This is a genomic window from Terrabacter terrigena (genome assembly GCF_042676085.1).
Lineage (GTDB): Bacteria > Actinomycetota > Actinomycetes > Actinomycetales > Dermatophilaceae > Terrabacter > Terrabacter terrigena.
In genome coordinates, this window is record NZ_JBHTKH010000001.1 from 381,689 (window position 1) to 397,969 (window position 16,281).

Here is a 16,281-nt window from a genome sequence, read left to right on the forward strand (position 1 = left end):
CCGGCCGTGCCGGGCGGCATACGGGACTGGTCACTTCTGCTTGACGATCTTCGCCTGGGTGATCTGGTCGTCGGCGATCTCGTCGAACTCCTCGTTGCCGGCCTCGAGGCCGTCCTTGCCGGTGCCCCGGAAGGTGAACTTGACCTCGTCGACGACCTTGCCGAGAGCGGTCTCGGTGTCGTCGTCGAGCTTCGCCGTCTCGCGGATCGTCTGCAGGATCGAACCGTCGCGGCGCAGGGTCTCGAGCAGCTCGGACTCGAAGGCGCGGACGTCCTCGACGGCGACGTCGTCGAGCTTGCCCGTCGTGCCGGCCCACACCGAGACGACCTGCTCCTCGACGGGGTACGGGTTGCTCTGCGGCTGCTTGAGCAGCTCGACGAGGCGCGCACCACGGGCGAGCTGGGCTCGCGACGCGGGGTCGAGGTCGGAGGCGAACATGGCGAACGCCTCCATGGCGCGGAACTGCGCGAGGTCCAGCTTGAGTCGACCGGCAACCGACTTCATCGCCTTGATCTGTGCGGCACCACCGACTCGGGAGACCGAGACACCCACGTCGATGGCCGGACGCACGTTGGCGTTGAACAGGTCGGCCTGCAGGTAGATCTGGCCGTCGGTGATCGAGATGACGTTGGTCGGGATGTACGCCGAGACGTCGCCCGCCTTGGTCTCGATGATCGGCAGACCCGTCATCGAGCCGTGGCCGAGGTCGTCGGAGAGCTTGGCGCAACGCTCGAGGAGCCGGCTGTGCAGGTAGAAGACGTCACCCGGGTAGGCCTCGCGGCCCGGCGGACGGCGCAGCAGCAGCGACACGGCGCGGTAGGCCTCGGCCTGCTTGGACAGGTCGTCGAAGACGATGAGGACGTGCTTGCCCTGGTACATCCAGTGCTGGCCGATGGCCGAGCCGGTGTACGGCGCGAGGTACTTGAAGCCCGCCGAGTCGGACGCGGGGGCCGCGACGATCGTGGTGTACTCGAGCGCGCCGGCCTCCTCGAGGGTGCCGCGGACCGACGCGATGGTCGAGCCCTTCTGGCCGATGGCGACGTAGATGCAGCGCACCTGCGCGTCGGGGTCGCCCGACTCCCAGTTGCGCTTCTGGTTGATGATCGTGTCGATCGCGACCGTGGTCTTGCCGGTCTGGCGGTCGCCGATGATGAGCTGGCGCTGGCCACGGCCGATCGGCGTCATGGCGTCGATCGACTTGATGCCGGTCTGGAGCGGCTCGTGCACCGACTTGCGCTGGACGACCGTCGGGGCCTGCAGCTCGAGGGCACGGCGCCCCTCGGACTTGATGTCGCCGAGGCCGTCGATCGGGTTGCCGAGCGGGTCGATGACGCGACCGAGGAAGTCGTCACCGACGGGGACGGAGAGGACCTCGCCCGTGCGCTTGACGACCTGGCCCTCCTCGATGCCCGCGAAGTCACCGAGCACGACGACGCCGATCTCGTGGACGTCGAGGTTCAGGGCGAGGCCGAGCGTGCCGTCCTCGAACTGGAGCAGCTCGTTGGTCATGGCCGAGGGGAGACCCTCGACGTGAGCGATGCCGTCACCGGCGTCTGTGACGCGGCCGACCTCTTCGCGGGAGGCCGCGCCGGGCTCGTAGGACTGGACGAACGAGTCCAGTGCGTCCCGGATCTCCTCCGGACGGATCGAAAGCTCCGTCATGTCAGATCTTCTCCTCGGTTTCGACCCGCGTGACGGGCCGGTGGTTGTTCAGAGCTTGTGGTGGCGCTGGTGGTGGGCTCAGGCGCCCATGGCCCGGCGGGCCGCGTCGAGCTTGCGGATGACGGTTCCGTCGATGACCTCGTCACCGATCTCGACCTTGACCCCGCCCATGACCCGGGGGTCGACGACGGTGTTGACGTGGACCGTGCCGCCGTAGACGGAGGCGAGACCCGCGGCGAGGCGGGCGCGGTCGTCGTCGGTGAGCGGGACGGCCGAGGTGACGGTGGCCGTCTGCTGCTCGCGACGGTGTGAGGCCGTCTCGAGGTAGGACTCGACGACCCGGTCGAACCGGCGACCACGCGGGGCGACGACGGCCTGGCGGGCCAGCACGAGCGTCTCGGGGGCGACCTTGTCGCGAAGCAGCGACGACACGAGGTCGGCGCGCTTGTCGACCGGGGCCTGCGTGTCGGTCAGGGCCGCTCGCAGGGCGGGGTCGGCCGCGACGATGCGCTCGAAGCGGAACAGCTCGTCCTCGACGCGGTCGGCACGGTCGGCTGCCTCCGCCGATGCGATGACGGACTCGACGGCATACGCCTCGAGGGTGTCGGAGAGGTCTCGCTCGGAGCTCCAGCGCTGAGCGGCGACTCCCTTGAGCACGACCAGCGCCTCGGCGCTGACCTTGCCGGAGAAGAGCCGCTCGATGAGCTGCGCCTTGTCAGAGCCCTCGCGCGAGGGGTCGGCGACCGCACGACGCAGGGTCGCGTTGCCGTCGAGGACGTCGACGGCGGCGAAGAGCTCCTCGGCCAACCGCGACCGGTCGGCCCCGGCCGCGAGCGCGCCGGTGAACGCTTCGCGGCTGGCTGCCGCTGCTGCGCGTGAGGGTCCCTGCATCAGGCGTCTCCGCCCTGGCTGCCGGCGCGCCCGCCGACCTTCTCGCGCACGACGTCGCCCGACTCGAGCTCGGCCAGGAACCGCTCGACGATGCCCTTCTGACGGGTCTCGTCGTGCAGCGACTCACCGACGATGCGGCTGGCGAGGTCGGTCGAGATGCGGCCGACGTCGCTGCGGAGCGACACCACGGCCTGCTGGCGCTCGGCCTCGATCTGCTTGTGCGCCGTCTCGGTGATCCGCGCCGCCTCGGAGGCTGCGTGCTCACGCATCTCGGCGATGATCTGCGCGCCCTGGGCCTTGGCGTCCTCGCGGATGCGGGCGGCCTCGGAGCGGGCCTCGACGAGCTGCGCCTGGTACTGCTCGAGGGCGGCCTGGGCCTGGGCCTGGGCCTCCTCGGCCTTGTTCATGCCGCCCTCGATGGCCGCCGTGCGCTCGGCGTAGATCTGCTCGAGGCGCGGCACCACCTTCGTCTTCACGACGTAGTAGAGGATCGCGAAGCACGCCAGGCCGAAGAAGAACTCGAGCGGGTGCGGGATGATCGGTGCCGCGGTGGCCCAGAAGCCGCCCTCGCCGCCCTCGGCGGTCACGGTCACTGCTTGCATGAGGTGCTCCTAGTGAGAATCGAACGATGTCTCGGGATGCCCCGGGAAGGGGCGTCAGCCCTTGAAGACGAAGGCGAGCGCGATACCGAAGATGGCGAGCGCCTCGGTGATGGCCATGCCGAGGAAGGCGATCGGCTGGAGCATGCCGCGGGCCTCGGGCTGACGGGCGACGCCGTTGATGTAGGCGGCGAAGATCAGACCGACACCGATACCGGGGCCGATGGCGGAGAGGCCGTAACCGAGGATGGCGATGTTGCCAGTCATGTTTGTTCCATTCCTTCTTGTGTTGTCCGGCTGGCGGTTGTCAGCCGGGCTGGGCGAAGCTCGGGTGGTGCAGGTGGTGCAGTCGGGGGCGCTCAGTGCTCGTCGGCGACCGCGCCGGCGATGTAGAGAGCGGCGAGCAGGGTGAAGACGTAGGCCTGCAGGAACTCGACCAGCAGCTCGAACAGCGTCATGACGAAGGCGAAGACCCACGTGACGCCGCCGGCGGCGATGAGGATGCCGCCCGAGGTGAGCATGTACCAGCCACCGGTGATGAACAGGACCATGAGGATGTGACCGGCGAACATGTTGCCGAAGAGTCGCAGCGCCAGGGTGACGGGGCGCGTGAAGAGGTCGGTGATCAGCTCGAGGATGAAGATCGGGATGATCATGCCGCTGGGCAGGCCGGCCGGGACGAGCGACTTCCAGTAGCCGATGAAGCCGTGCTTCTTCATGCCGACGACGTGGAAGACGACCCAGACGATGAGGGCCAGGGCGATCGGGAAGCCGATGCGGCTCATCGTCGGGTAGCTCATCGGCGGGATGACGCCGAAGAAGTTGTTGACGAGGATCAGCACGAACATCGAGAAGAGCAGCGGCACGAACTTCATGAACTCGTGGCTGCCGATGAGGTCCTTGGCGACGCCGTTGCGCACGAGGCCGTAGACCGCCTCGGTGCCCATCTGCCCGCGGCTCGGCACGAGGGCCCTCTTCTTCGTGGTGGCGAGCAGCCACCAGATGATGAGGCCCGTGGCGAGGACCATCAGGAAGATCGGACGCGTGATCGCCCACGCACCGTCACCGATGAGGGGCTGCCAGAACTCCTCGACACCGGGGGCGGTGTAGTCCGTCGGGGCGGCGGCCACGATGCTCACGGGTTACTCCTTCGTAGGTTCTGGGCACTTCGGGTGACGCTCTGCGTCAGCGGTGCTGGATCAACGCCTGGCTTCGTGCTGCCGGCGGGATCCCAGGTCGGCGTGCTGGTTCGGGGCGCGCGGTGCGACAGCACGAGGGCCGCTGGGCTCAATGGGTACCGTATCGGAACCAGATCAGGTAGAGCGACAGGGCCATCCCACCGACGATCCCCGCTCCGACGAGCCAGGACGTGCCCAGCCAGTGGTCGGCCAGGGCACCCAGGCCGCCGTAGACGAGCGGGCCCGTCAGCAGGTAGGCGACGGCACGCCAGGCGGAGTCCTGCTCGCGCGTGTTGAACGCCCGCAGCTCCTCGTCGGCATCGCGTTCCGGCCGCTGCGGCGTCGGCTCGTCGCTCGAGGACGTGGTCATGGTGACCTCCCGTGTCACGGCTCATCACGCGGCTCCCGGCTGGGCGGCTGGTCGAGGGACGCCTCGCCGTCGGGGTCGTAGGCGAAGATGCGCAGCCGCTTGTAGGCGCGCATCTCGAAGAACAGCCAGACGACGGCGCACACGGTGACCGAGAGGCCGATGGCGTAGCCGGACGCCCACGTCACGTCGCGGAGCGCGAACATGGTCACGCCGAGCACGAGCACCTTGAAGGTGTAGGTCGCCATCACGATCATCATCGTGGTCGTCGGCGCGAGGTCGGCCGTGCGCTTCATGACGAGCAGCGTCAGGCTGAAGAAGAAGATCACGAGCGCGGCGCCGAGCGCGGCCGACCACGCGGCCTTGGGGCTGGAGAACAGCCCGACCACGATGCACACGAGGCCTGCGGCGGCGGTCGGCAACAGCGACCCTCGGAGGAGCTGCGCGAACGCATCGGACTGTGATGCGCTCGGGGCCGGTGTGGCGCTCAAGAAAACCTGCCTGGTTGCGTCGTGAGGCGTAGTGCGGGCGGGACTCGGGCTGATCCGGATGGGGCTCGGATCGACTGTGCGTGAAGCGATTCCAGCGCCTCGGAGAGCCCTTCCCAGACTCCCCTCAGGTGCTTGTGAATGCTATCACAAGCGTTCGGAGGGCCTCCACCGCGGAAGCCAGACGGTCAGGACGACACCCATGGCGGCGGCGGCGCCGACGACCGCGAGCGGGCGTGGCCCGTCCCAGATGACGAAGGACACCGAGCCCAGTGCCACGATCGCGGCCCACAGGTAGAGGATGAGGACGGCCCGGCGGTGGCCGTGGCCGATGCGGAGCATGCGGTGGTGCAGGTGCATGGCGTCGGGGTGCCAGGGCCGCTGCCCCGCCCGGGTGCGTCGCACGACGGCGAGCAGCATGTCGAGCAGGGGCAGGAGCAGCACCGCGAGCGGCACCAGGATCGGCAGGAACGCCGCCGACACCTCGTTGGTGCTGACCTGACCGGGATCGACGTTGCCCGTCAGGGTGATGGTCGCGGCAGACAGCAGCAGCCCGAGCGTGAGCGCCCCGGAGTCGCCCATGAAGAGTCGCGCCGGGTGGAAGTTGTGCGGCAGGAAGCCGGCGCAGCACCCGACGAGGGCCGCGGAGATCAGCGTCGCCGTGGAGAAGACGTTGGCCGGCTGGAACGCCTTGGACACCGAGTAGCTGTAGACGAAGAACGCGAAGGCCGCGATGCCGACGACCCCCGCGGCCAGCCCGTCGAGGCCGTCGATGAAGTTGACCGCGTTGGTCGAGGCGATGACGACGACCACGGTGACGAGCACGAGCACCGGGGTGGGCAGGATCGTCGTGCCGAAGATCGGCAGGGAGAGCAGCTGCACCCCGGTGTACGCCATCAGCCCGGCCGCGAGCATCTGCCCCGCGAGCTTCGTCAGCCAGTCGAGCTCACGGATGTCGTCGAAGGCCCCGACCAGGCACACGATGCCACCGGCGACGAGCACGCCCCAGAGCTGCCGGGTCGAGAAGAGCCCGCCGAGGTAGGGCAGCGCTCGCGCCACGAGCACCGCGGCGACGAAACCGAGGTAGATCCCCACTCCCCCGAGCCGCGGGATGGGCGTCTTGTGGACGTCTCGCTCACGGACGGCCGTGAAGGCCCCCGTCGCCACGGCCAGGCTGCGAACGAAGGGTGTGGCGAGGTACGTGACCGCCGCGGCCACGATGAGGACGAGGACGTACTCGTGCACCTACCGACCTTCGTTCGTGCCCTGACGCGTGCGGGTGGACCCCACTCAGCGAGGGTATGCCGGGAACCGCGTCACGAGATCGGTGACCTCGGCGCGGACCTGCTTGCTCACGGCGTGGTCGGGGTCGGCGTCGCCCTTGGTGACGGCCGTGTGAATGAGCGAGGCGATCGTCTTCATCTCCTCGAGGCCCATCCCCTGGGTCGTGACCGAGGGGGTGCCGACGCGGATGCCGGAGGCGATGTTCGGCTTCTGCGGGTCGAAGGGGATCGCGTTCTTGTTGAGCACGATGCCGGCAGCGTCGGCGCGCTCCTCGGCCTCCTTGCCGGTGACCCCGACGCCCTGCAGGTCGAGCAGCGACAGGTGGGTGTCGGTGCCGCCCGTGGTCGGGCGGATGCCGACCTCCTTGAGGCTCTCGGCGAGCTGCTGGCTGTTGGCGATGACGTCCTTGGCGTACTGGGCGTACTCGGGGCTCGCGGCCTCCTTGAAGTTGACCGCCTTGGCCGCGATGGTGTGCATCTGCGGGCCGCCCTGCATCATCGGGAAGACGGCCTTGTCGAGAGCAGCCTGGTGCTCGGCCTTGCAGACGAGGGCGCCGGAACGCGGCCCACGCAGCACCTTGTGCGTCGTGAAGGTCACGACGTCGGCGTACGGCACCGGCGACGGGATCGCCTTGCCGGCGACGAGCCCGATGAAGTGGGCGGCGTCGACCCAGAGGATCGCCCCGACCTCGTCGGCGATGGCCCGGAAGCGCTCGAAGTCGATGAGGCGCGGGATGGCGGAGCCTCCGGCGCAGATGACCTTGGGCCGGTGCTCCCTGGCGAGGGCCTCGACCTGGTCGTAGTCGATGTCCTCGCTCTGCTTGTCGACGCCGTAGTGGACGGCGTTGAACCACTTGCCGGAGAAGGAGACCTTGGTGCCGTGCGTGAGGTGACCGCCCATGGGCAGAGCCATCGCGAGGATCGTGTCGCCCGGTGCCATGAAGGCGCCGTAGACGGCCTGGTTGGCGCTCGCGCCGGAGTGCGGCTGGACGTTGGCGTGGTCGGCGCCGAAGAGCTCCTTGGCCCGGTCGATGGCGATCTGCTCGGCCTTGTCGACCTCGGCGCAGCCGCCGTAGTAGCGGCGTCCGGGGTAGCCCTCGGCGTACTTGTTGGACAGCGTCGACCCGAGCGCCGTCAGCACAGCCGGCGAGCTGATGTTCTCGCTGGCGATGAGCTGCAGCCCACCGCGGATGCGGTCGAGCTCGGACAGGAGCACGCCCGCGATGTCGGGGTCGAAGGACTGCAGGGCGCCGAAGTCGGAGCCGTAGAACGTGTCGTCAGCCATGGGAGATCTCCGGGTGTGTCGGGAGTGGGGCGCGAGCGCTAGCCAACTCTATGCCGTCGGGGGGCGCTCGCCCGAGGGGCTCTCGGGCGTGGGCAGGTCGCCCTCGACGACGACCGCCGACGGGAAGCCCGTCGACTCCCCGGGCGCCGCCTCACCTGCTGTGGCGCCGGGCCCGTAGGGGTTGGTCTCGGGCTCGTAGTCGAGCTCGGGGTCGCCGGCCTCGTCGCCCTGCTGGTCCTGCCCGTCCAGCCCTGCCTCGACGTCCTCGGGCGCGAGGGCGGCGTCGATGTCGGCCTGGGAGAGAGCCCCGAGGCGCAGGGTCACCGGCGCGTCGCCGGTGCAGTCGACGATGGTCGACGGCCGGCCCTCGCCGGCCGGACCGCCGTCGAGGTACACCCCGACCGACTCGCCGAGCATGGCCACCGCCTCGTCGACGGTGTGAGCGGCGGGGTCGCCGGTCGTGTTGGCGCTCGTGACCGCCATGGGTCCGATGTCGCCGAGCAGCTCGAGGGCGAGCTCGTGGTCGGGCACCCGCAGGGCGACCGTGCCGTTCGTCTCGCCGAGGTCCCAGTGCAGCGACGTCTGGGCCTTGAGCACGAGGGTCAGCGGGCCGGGCCAGAAGCGCTCCATGAGGCGCTGGGCGTAGTCGGGCACCTGGGTCGCGAGGCCTTGAGCAGTGCGGGCCGTGGGGATGAGCACGGGCGGCGGCATGTCGCGGCCGCGCCCCTTGGCCGCGAGCACGGACGCGACGGCGTTGGCGTCGAACGCGTCGCACCCGATGCCGTAGACGGTGTCGGTCGGCAGGACGACGATCTCGCCGCGGCGTACCGCGGCTCCTGCAGCCGGGATGCCCTCGGCGCGCTGCTCGGGGTCGGTGCAGTCGTAGCGCTCGCTCACGGTGGCGAGCCTACTGGGGCTCCCCCGCCACGGGCGCGGCGGTCCGCACCGCCGCCGCCCCACGTGCCGGCGCCGCCCGTCGCGCGGTCGTGACCCTCGGGCGGCCGGACAGGTCGCGGTGGTCGGCCACGTCGACCCACTCGCCCGTCGACGCAAGGCGGCGCGGCAGGCTCTCGCCCTGCGAGTCGGCGTGCTCGACGAGCACGAGACCGCCCGGACGCAGGAGCCCGGCGGCGACGCGTGCGACCGCGAGCGGGATCGCGAGCCCGTCCTCGCTGCCGCCGTAGAGCGCGACCGCGGGGTCGTGGTCGCGCACCTCGGGGTCGAGGGGCACGGCGCCGACGGGGATGTACGGCGGGTTGACCGTGACGACGTCGACCGTGCCCACCCAGTCCGGGAAGCAGGCCGCCGTGGCGTCGCCGTTGGCGAGGGCGACGTCGAGGCCGAGCCGGTCGCGGTTGGACACCGCCCAGGCGTACGCGTCGGGTGAGAGCTCGAGACCGCGCACCTCTGCACCGGGGCACTCGTGCTTGACCGCCAGCGCGATCGCACCCGAGCCGGAGCACAGGTCGACGACCCGCGCTCCCCCGGGCTGCGCCGTCAGCTGCCGCAGCTCGGCGAGGGCGAGGTCGACGAGCACCTCCGTCTCGGGGCGGGGCACGAAGACGCCGGGACCGACCGCCAGTGTGAGGCGGCGGAAGTGTGCCCGCCCGGTGAGGTGCTGCAGGGGCACGCGGCGCGCACGCTCGTCGACGAGGACGGCATACGTCGACGGCAGCGTGCGGCCACCGAGCACCATGAGGCGGCGCACCTCGGAGGCGTCGGCGCCCAGCACGTGGGCGGCGAGCTCGACCGCGTCGACGTCGGCCGACGCGACCCCGGCGGCACGCAGCTGTCCGGCAGCAGCGCGTATGCCGTCGCGCAGGTCGGTCACGCGGACGACCCCGCGCCGTCGGCGAGGGCCGCGAGCTTCGCTGCCTCGTCGGCGTCGAGCGCGGACCGGACCACCGGGTCGAGGTCGCCGTCGAGCACGGAGTCGAGGTTGTAGGACTTGTAGCCCGTGCGGTGGTCGGAGATGCGGTTCTCGGGGAAGTTGTAGGTGCGGATGCGCTCGGAGCGGTCGACGGTGCGCACCTGCGAGCGGCGGGCTGCGGACGCCTCGGCGTCGGCCTCGTCCTGGGCGATCTGGTGCAGACGGGCCCGCAGGACGCGCATGGCGGCCTCCTTGTTCTGCAGCTGCGACTTCTCGTTCTGGCACGAGACGACGAGGCCGGTCGGCACGTGGGTGACGCGCACGGCCGAGTCGGTGGTGTTGACGCTCTGGCCTCCCGGGCCGCTCGACCGGTAGACGTCGATGCGCAGGTCGTTCGGGTCGATCGTGACCTCGACCTCCTCCGCCTCGGGCATGACGAGGACGCCGGCTGCGGAGGTGTGGATGCGGCCCTGGCTCTCGGTGACGGGCACGCGCTGGACGCGGTGCACGCCACCCTCGTACTTCAGCCGCGCCCACGGCGCTTCGCCGGGACCCGGCGTGCCCTTGGCCCTGACCGACACGCGGACGTCCTTGTAGCCGCCGAGGTCGCTCTCGGTGGCGTCCTCGATGACGGCCTTCCAGCCGCGGTGCTCCGCGTAGCGCAGGTACATCCGCAGCAGGTCGCCGGCGAACAGGGCCGACTCGTCGCCGCCCTCCCCCGCCTTCACCTCGAGGATGACGTCGCGGTCGTCGTCGGGGTCGCGCGGCACGAGCATCCTGCGCAGGTGCTCCTCGGCCCCGGCGAGGCGGGCCTCGAGCCCGGGCACCTCCTCCGCGAACGACGTGTCCTCGGCGGCGAGCTCGCGGGCGGCCTCGAGGTCGTCACCCGCTGCCGTCCACTCACGGGCGGCGGCGACGGTGGGGGCCAGGGCGGCGTACCGCTTGTTGAGCGTGCGCACGAGGTCCTGGTCGCCGTGGACGGCCGGGTCGGCGAGCCGGGACTCCAGCTCGGCGTACTCGTCGAGGATCGACTGCACGGAGTCCAGCACGGTGGGGTCCTTGGGTCGTCGGGGCCGGCGTCAGCGGGCGGCTCGGTCGGGAGCTCGAAACAATGGGAGGTCGAACGGTGGGAAGACGAACGCCGGCCCCCGACGACCGAAGTCGTGGGAGCCGGCGTGCGGGAGACCTACTTGGCGGCCTTCTTGCCGTAACGGGCCTCGAACCGGGCCACGCGGCCACCGGTGTCGAGGATCTTCTGCTTGCCCGTGTAGAACGGGTGGCACTGCGAGCACACGTCGGCCGAGATCTTGCCGGACGTCTCGGTGCTGCGCGTGGTGAACGTGTTGCCACAGGTGCAGGTCACCGTGGTCTCCACGTAGTCGGGGTGAAGGTCCTTCTTCAACGTTGTCTCCTCGAGGTAGTCGGCCGGGTCGGTGTCGTCGCTCGCCACCCTGGTGGTTCGCTCGACCGTGAACCGGTCCAAAGGAAGAGTGTGCCAGAAAGGCGCACCTCCTCCCAAACGCGCCGGAGGGTGCCGGCATTCCCCGCCGGCTAGGCCGGGACACCTGCCGGCTGGGCCACCGGGAGCACCACCTGCATCGTCGAGCCCTCGCCCTCGACGGACGCGATCACGAGCTCGCCGCCGTGGCCCTCGACGATGGCCCGGACGATCGCGAGACCGAGTCCGGTGCCCGGGATGGCCGCGGCGGTGGCGTTGCCGGCCCGGAAGAAGCGCTCGGAGAGTCGGGCGAGGTCGGCAGCAGGGATGCCGATGCCGGTGTCGTGGACGGAGATGATGGTTGACCCCCCGGACCGTTCCGCCGTGAGCACCACCTCGCCGCCCTCGGGCGTGAACTTCACCGCGTTGGAGCCGAGGTTGATCAGGGCCCGTTCGACCTGGCCCCGGTCGACCTTGACGATGAGGTCGTCGGGCACCTCGGGGCGGATCAGGCGCACGCCCGAGGCAGCCGCCACGGGCTCCATCGTCTCGGTGACGGTGCGCAGCAGGTCACGCACCGCGACCTCCTCCGCGATCGCCTGCAACCCGCTGATCTCGATCTTGTTGAGCACCAGAAGGTCCTCGATGAGGCCCCGGAGCCGGGTGGCGTTGCGTCCGATGATGTCGAGGGCGACGTGCTGCCCGTCGGAGACCTCGCCGAAGTCGCCGTCGACGAGCAGCTCGAGGTAGCCGCTGATCGAGGTGAGCGGGGTGCGCAGCTCGTGGCTGACCGTGGCCATGAAGTCGGTCTTCTGGCGGTCGAGCTCGGTGAGCCGCTGGACCTGCTCGTCCTGCATCTGCGAGAGGCGCAGCGAGACGATCGACTGCGCGGCGATGGCGGCACACTGCTGGGCGGCCTGGATCTCGTGCCGGTGCCAGCGCCGGGGCGCGTTGACCATGAGCACCGCCACGATGCCGAGACCACGCCCGCCGGTGCCGACGGGCAGCATGAGCATCGACAGCGCCCCCGTGGCCCGGTGGAAGGCGCGCACCCGCTCGTCGCCGTAGGCCTCGTGGGCGAGCAGGTCGCCGAGGTCGAAGAAGCCGGCGTCGCGACGCAGCTCGTCGTTGACGGCCCCCACCTGCTGGGCGAGCGAGCGCGGCAGGGGCGGCAGGTCGGGCAGGTCGTCGGTGTGCCACTGGAGCCGGTCGTCGATCGACTGCCCGTCGTCGGCGAGCGTGTAGAGCAGCACCCGGTCGGCGCCGAGCCCGGCGCCCAGCTTCGAGGTGATGCGCAGCAGCGCCTCGTGGACGTCGGCGGCCCCACGTGCGCCGCGGCCGACGTCGAGGACGAGCTCCTGCATCTCGAGGACGGCGGCCTGCTGGTCGACGAGGCGGGCGTTGGCGCGCGTGAGGTCGTTGAAGTCGCGGGCCAGCATGCGCACCTCGAGGGCCCCCTCCTCCTGGTTGGCCATCGCGATGACGTCCTCCTCGGCCTGGCGGCGCACGACCTCGCGCAGCCTGGCGAGGGGGCGGCCGACGGCGCGGTCCATGCCGAAGCCGGCCGCGACGAGCACGATGAGCACGAGGGCGGCCGCGGCGATGATGACGCCGGAGGTGACGTCGGTGGCCGCACGGGAGTCGACCCGGGCGGCGTCGCGTCGGGCGCGGATCGCGTCGCCGAGCGTCGCGCCGGCCGTGGTGAAGCTCGCGTATGCCGCCTCGACGCGGGCGCGTACCGCGGGGTCGACCACCGGCGGAGCACCGGTGCTCGGGGCCTCCGCCAGCGCTGCCCTGGCCGCGGCGAACCACTCGGTCACGGCGGCGCGTTCGGCGGCGAGGAGCGTGGCGAGCTGGGCGCGGTCGGCGGCGGCGAGCTCGGCGCTCTGGGTGCCCTCACGCACTCGGTCGAGCTGCTTGTCCACGGCAGGCTGGACCGACAGCGGGTCGATGGGGGCGGAGGAGCCCACGATGGCCGCGCGCCACGCCCCGTCGGCACGGGTCATGTCGAGCAGGACGTTGTTGTTGGCCTCCGACGCCGGTCCCAGGGCGAGCGTGAGCGCACGCACGGCAGCGCTCTGCGAGTGGATCGTGGCGACGGAGATGACGGCTCCCAGCGGGACGAGCACGACCAGGATCCCGATGAGCACGCGGATCTGGCTGCCCACCGATCGCCGCGAGACGGCGGGCAGTCCGCCGTTCACGCGGGGTCCTCGTCGAAGCCGGTGCGGGTCATCACGCCCCAGACGTGCTTGCGGCCGCGCAGGCTCGACCACCAGCCCTCGAGGCGCCACCACACCGTCGCCTGCCGGTAGCCGACGTTCTCGAGCACGGAGGCCACGATGGTCTGCCCGATGGCCCGCCAGCGGTCGTGCTTGTGGAAGGCCCACTCGTCGACGACCATCGCCGCCAGGGTGACCAGCACGGCGTACCCGTAGGCGAGCAGCAGGAAGAGGATCGCGAAGGGCACGTTGACGACGCCCAGCAGCAGCGCCAGCGGGACGATGAGGATGCCAAAGAGCTCGAGGAGCGGGGCCATCAGCTCGAAGAGCCAGTAGTAGGGCAGCGCGAGCCAGCCGATGCGGCCGTACCTCGGCCGGAAGAGCATGCTCCGGTAGGCCCACAGGACCTCCCAGAGGCCACGGTGCCAGCGGCGACGCTGGTTGCGCAGCACCTTGGCCGTGACGGGCACCTCCGTCCACGAGACGGGCTCGGGCACGAACTCGACCCGGTAGTCACGGCCCTCGTCGCGGAGGCGCTTGTGGATGCGCATCACGAGCTCGAAGTCCTCGCCGATCGTGCCCGGCTCGAGGCCACCCACCTCGACGACGACGTCGCGCCGGAACAGCCCGAACGCCCCGCTGATGAGGATGAGGCCGCCGAGGCGCGACCAGCCGGTGCGACCGAGCAGGAATGCCCGGAGGTACTCGACGAGCTGGATGCGCGGGATCCAGGTCTGCGGCATCTCGACGCGCACGATGCGGCCGGAGACGACGCGGCTGCCGTTGACGGGCCGGATCGCACCGCCGGTGGCGACCATGCGGGTCGGGTCGTCGGCGAACGGGCGTGTGACGTGCAACAGGCCGTCGGGCTCGAGGATGGAGTCGCCGTCGAGCATGGCCACGAGCGGCTCGTTGGCGGCGTTGATGCCCACGTTGAGCGCCTCGGTCTTGCCGGAGTTCTCCTTGCGGACCACGACGAGGTTCGCGCGGCCGTCGCGCGGCACGAAGACGCCCAGCACCTTGGCGCGGACCGGGACCTCGCGGGGCAGCTCCCGCGGCACCCGGACGAGGTCGAAGGCCTCCTGCAGCCTGGCGAAGGTGGCGTCGGTACTGCCGTCGTCGATGACGACGACCTCGTGGCGCGGGTAGCGCAGCGTGAGGAACGACTTGACGGCCGTGACGATGCCGGCCTCCTCGTTGTACGCCGGCACGAGCAGCGAGACACCCGGAGCCAGCCCGGCCCCGTGCCACGGAAGGGCGGTGGCCCGTCGGCGCTCCTGGTCGCGGAACTCCAGGTAGGCCAGACCGATGATGAGCAGGAGCGATGAGTTGATGAGCACGAAGTAGACGAGGATCGGCACGCTCGAGACGTCCATGACCCACACGACGAAGGACCGCAGCCCCTCGACGAAGCCCTGCCAGCTCATGCGCTCGCCTTCTGCAGACTGGCCAGGAGCCGCGCCGTACGGACGGCTGGGTTGTCCTCGTGGCCGACGAGGGCGTCGTGGCCCTCGGTGCCGAGACCGAGGAGCGCCGTGGCCGAAAGCTCGGCCAGACGCGGGTCGGCGTCCTCCAGCAGGGACGCCAGCGTCGGGACGGCCGCCTCCTCGCGGAGCTCGCCGAGGGCCTGAACGCACGCGCGACGGAGCGGGAGGGGCTCGTCGACCGCCGTGTGCCGGGCCAGCACGGCGACGTCCTCGCTGCGGCCGAGTCGACCGATCGCGACGGCGCAGGTCTCGCGGACGGTGACGTCGACGTCGTGGCCGAGCAGGTGGCGCAGCTCCGGGAGCCCGCGGGTGAAGCTTCGCTCACCACCGAGGTGGGCCGCCACCATGCGCGTGCGTGCGTCGTCGGAACGCAGTCCCTCGCGCAGCACCTCCGAGATGCCCACACCCATCGACTGGAGGGTCTCGGCCGCCGTGGCCGCCGGCAGCCCGCGGTCGGGCACGCCGATCGCTGCCAGCACGGGGCCGGCGGCGGCCGGGTCACCGATGAGCCCCAGCGCGTACGCCGCGCTGTTGCGGACCTCGACCGACTCGTCGTGCAGCGCTTCGACGAGGAGCGGCACGGCGTGGCCGGCCCTCGCCAGCCCGAGCAGCTGCGCCGCCCTGGCCCGGCGGACGGAGGAGCGGTGGGTGAGGTCGGTCACCGCGGCCTCGACCGCGCCGTGGACCTCCAGCACTCGCACGAGCTGCTCGGCAGGGACCCCGCGGATCTTCGTCAGCAGCTCGACGATGTTGCGGTCGAGAACCGTGCGGGACATGCCCGTGGCCCAGGTGAGCTGCTCCGCTGCGGCGCCGTCGTCGTCCTCACCGGACGCGACGGTGATGAGGGGCGGGCGCAGCGGTGACAGGAGCATCTGGTCACGTTGGTTGCGGCTCTGGCGTCGTGCGCGCACCGTGACGACTGCGATCACGAGCAGGAGGCAGCCACCCAGGATCGCGATGATCGCGGCCAGGAGGAGGGCACCGCTGACGGTCACGGCCAGGCGCCGATCGTCGCCGGGGTCGACGTGGCGCGCCGCCGGCTCATCGCGCCCGGGCGAGCATGCCGTTGACCCGGTGCAGGAGCTCGCGGGGGCTGAACGGCTTGATGACGTAGTCGTCCGCGCCGACGGCGAACCCGGTGTCGACGTCGGAGTCGCGCGACTTCGCGCTGAGGAGCAGGACGGGCACCGCCGCGTTGTCGCTCTCGCGGATCTTGCGCAGCACGTCGATGCCGGACAGGCCGGGCATCATCACGTCGAGAACGGCGAGCTGCGGCGGGTTCGCGGCGAACGCCTCCCACGCGCTGATTCCGTCGGGAACGGCTTCGACGGCATACCCGGCCTGGGTCAGCTTGAACTCGACGAGGTCGCGGATGTCGGCGTCGTCGTCGGCCACGAGGACTCGGACGGGGCTGGCATCGGGGTCGCCGGCAGGGGCAGACATGGCACTCCAGGGTGACGTTCGGTGATGGCACCCCAGTTTAGGAACAAATCGCCCGAATGGGCCATGAA

At 70.9% G+C, this 16,281-nt stretch carries 17 protein-coding genes; all 17 read right to left on the minus strand.

What is annotated here, in order from left to right; genetic code table 11:
* Window positions 1-30: 30 nt before the first annotated feature.
* Window positions 31-1,662 (minus strand): F0F1 ATP synthase subunit alpha, encoded by a 1,632-nt coding sequence (gene atpA / locus ACFQ2V_RS01770; protein ID WP_386050208.1) that lies wholly within the window; start codon window positions 1,660-1,662, stop codon window positions 31-33.
* A 78-nt stretch (window positions 1,663-1,740) separates the two neighbouring features.
* Entirely contained in the window at window positions 1,741-2,553 is an 813-nt protein-coding gene (locus ACFQ2V_RS01775) for a F0F1 ATP synthase subunit delta (protein WP_386050210.1), read from the minus strand.
* Window positions 2,553-3,155 (minus strand): F0F1 ATP synthase subunit B, encoded by a 603-nt coding sequence (locus tag ACFQ2V_RS01780; protein ID WP_386050212.1) that lies wholly within the window; start codon window positions 3,153-3,155, stop codon window positions 2,553-2,555. The genes ACFQ2V_RS01775 and ACFQ2V_RS01780 overlap by 1 nt, the downstream gene beginning before the upstream one ends.
* A 54-nt stretch (window positions 3,156-3,209) precedes the next feature.
* The gene (atpE, locus tag ACFQ2V_RS01785) at window positions 3,210-3,419 is read right to left on the minus strand and encodes an ATP synthase F0 subunit C (protein ID WP_020142944.1); all 210 of its coding nucleotides are present in this window, start codon (window positions 3,417-3,419) and stop codon (window positions 3,210-3,212) included.
* Window positions 3,420-3,511: 92 nt separating this feature from the next.
* Window positions 3,512-4,291, minus strand: coding sequence for a F0F1 ATP synthase subunit A (atpB, locus tag ACFQ2V_RS01790; protein WP_386050214.1), 780 nt, complete (start codon window positions 4,289-4,291; stop codon window positions 3,512-3,514).
* Window positions 4,292-4,439: 148 nt separating this feature from the next.
* Window positions 4,440-4,700 carry an AtpZ/AtpI family protein gene (locus ACFQ2V_RS01795; protein ID WP_386050216.1) on the minus strand — a complete coding sequence of 87 codons (261 nt, stop codon included), beginning with the start codon at window positions 4,698-4,700 and terminating at the stop codon, window positions 4,440-4,442.
* Window positions 4,701-4,714: 14 nt separating this feature from the next.
* Window positions 4,715-5,119: a hypothetical protein gene (locus tag ACFQ2V_RS01800; protein WP_386050218.1), complete on the minus strand. Its 405-nt coding sequence runs from the start codon at window positions 5,117-5,119 to the stop codon at window positions 4,715-4,717.
* A gap of 213 nt (window positions 5,120-5,332) precedes the next feature.
* Window positions 5,333-6,430: a glycosyltransferase family 4 protein gene (locus ACFQ2V_RS01805; RefSeq protein ID WP_386050220.1), complete on the minus strand. Its 1,098-nt coding sequence runs from the start codon at window positions 6,428-6,430 to the stop codon at window positions 5,333-5,335.
* A gap of 45 nt (window positions 6,431-6,475) precedes the next feature.
* Complete coding sequence (locus tag ACFQ2V_RS01810; RefSeq protein ID WP_386050221.1) at window positions 6,476-7,753, minus strand: serine hydroxymethyltransferase; 1,278 nt, start codon at window positions 7,751-7,753, stop codon at window positions 6,476-6,478.
* A gap of 48 nt (window positions 7,754-7,801) precedes the next feature.
* The gene (locus ACFQ2V_RS01815) at window positions 7,802-8,650 is read right to left on the minus strand and encodes an L-threonylcarbamoyladenylate synthase (protein ID WP_386050223.1); all 849 of its coding nucleotides are present in this window, start codon (window positions 8,648-8,650) and stop codon (window positions 7,802-7,804) included.
* Between the two features lie 10 nt (window positions 8,651-8,660).
* Window positions 8,661-9,584, minus strand: a complete 924-nt coding sequence (gene prmC / locus ACFQ2V_RS01820; RefSeq protein WP_386050225.1) for a peptide chain release factor N(5)-glutamine methyltransferase — start codon at window positions 9,582-9,584, stop codon at window positions 8,661-8,663.
* Window positions 9,581-10,672, minus strand: a complete 1,092-nt coding sequence (prfA, locus tag ACFQ2V_RS01825; RefSeq protein WP_386050227.1) for a peptide chain release factor 1 — start codon at window positions 10,670-10,672, stop codon at window positions 9,581-9,583. Before prfA ends, prmC begins: the two co-directional genes overlap by 4 nt.
* 137 nt (window positions 10,673-10,809) lie before the next feature.
* Window positions 10,810-11,025, minus strand: a complete 216-nt coding sequence (gene rpmE, locus ACFQ2V_RS01830; protein ID WP_344255827.1) for a 50S ribosomal protein L31 — start codon at window positions 11,023-11,025, stop codon at window positions 10,810-10,812.
* Window positions 11,026-11,174: 149 nt separating this feature from the next.
* The gene (locus ACFQ2V_RS01835; RefSeq protein WP_386050228.1) at window positions 11,175-13,265 is read right to left on the minus strand and encodes a sensor histidine kinase; all 2,091 of its coding nucleotides are present in this window, start codon (window positions 13,263-13,265) and stop codon (window positions 11,175-11,177) included.
* Window positions 13,262-14,710, minus strand: coding sequence for a glycosyltransferase family 2 protein (locus ACFQ2V_RS01840; protein ID WP_386050230.1), 1,449 nt, complete (start codon window positions 14,708-14,710; stop codon window positions 13,262-13,264). Before ACFQ2V_RS01840 ends, ACFQ2V_RS01835 begins: the two co-directional genes overlap by 4 nt.
* Window positions 14,707-15,765 (minus strand): HEAT repeat domain-containing protein, encoded by a 1,059-nt coding sequence (locus ACFQ2V_RS01845; RefSeq protein ID WP_386050232.1) that lies wholly within the window; start codon window positions 15,763-15,765, stop codon window positions 14,707-14,709. The genes ACFQ2V_RS01840 and ACFQ2V_RS01845 overlap by 4 nt, the downstream gene beginning before the upstream one ends.
* Window positions 15,766-15,811: 46 nt before the next feature.
* Entirely contained in the window at window positions 15,812-16,213 is a 402-nt protein-coding gene (locus tag ACFQ2V_RS01850; protein WP_386050234.1) for a response regulator transcription factor, read from the minus strand.
* Window positions 16,214-16,281 lie beyond the last annotated feature (68 nt).

Coding starts and splice junctions, on each gene's coding strand:
- atpA (WP_386050208.1), bottom strand. CDS start 1,662: ATGACGGAGCTTTCGATCCGTCCGGAGGAGATCCGGGACGCACTGGAC.
- ACFQ2V_RS01780 (WP_386050212.1), bottom strand. CDS start 3,155: ATGCAAGCAGTGACCGTGACCGCCGAGGGCGGCGAGGGCGGCTTCTGG.
- ACFQ2V_RS01795 (WP_386050216.1), bottom strand. CDS start 4,700: ATGACCACGTCCTCGAGCGACGAGCCGACGCCGCAGCGGCCGGAACGC.
- ACFQ2V_RS01810 (WP_386050221.1), bottom strand. CDS start 7,753: ATGGCTGACGACACGTTCTACGGCTCCGACTTCGGCGCCCTGCAGTCC.
- atpE (WP_020142944.1), bottom strand. CDS start 3,419: ATGACTGGCAACATCGCCATCCTCGGTTACGGCCTCTCCGCCATCGGC.
- ACFQ2V_RS01840 (WP_386050230.1), bottom strand. CDS start 14,710: ATGAGCTGGCAGGGCTTCGTCGAGGGGCTGCGGTCCTTCGTCGTGTGG.
- ACFQ2V_RS01775 (WP_386050210.1), bottom strand. CDS start 2,553: ATGCAGGGACCCTCACGCGCAGCAGCGGCAGCCAGCCGCGAAGCGTTC.
- ACFQ2V_RS01850 (WP_386050234.1), bottom strand. CDS start 16,213: ATGTCTGCCCCTGCCGGCGACCCCGATGCCAGCCCCGTCCGAGTCCTC.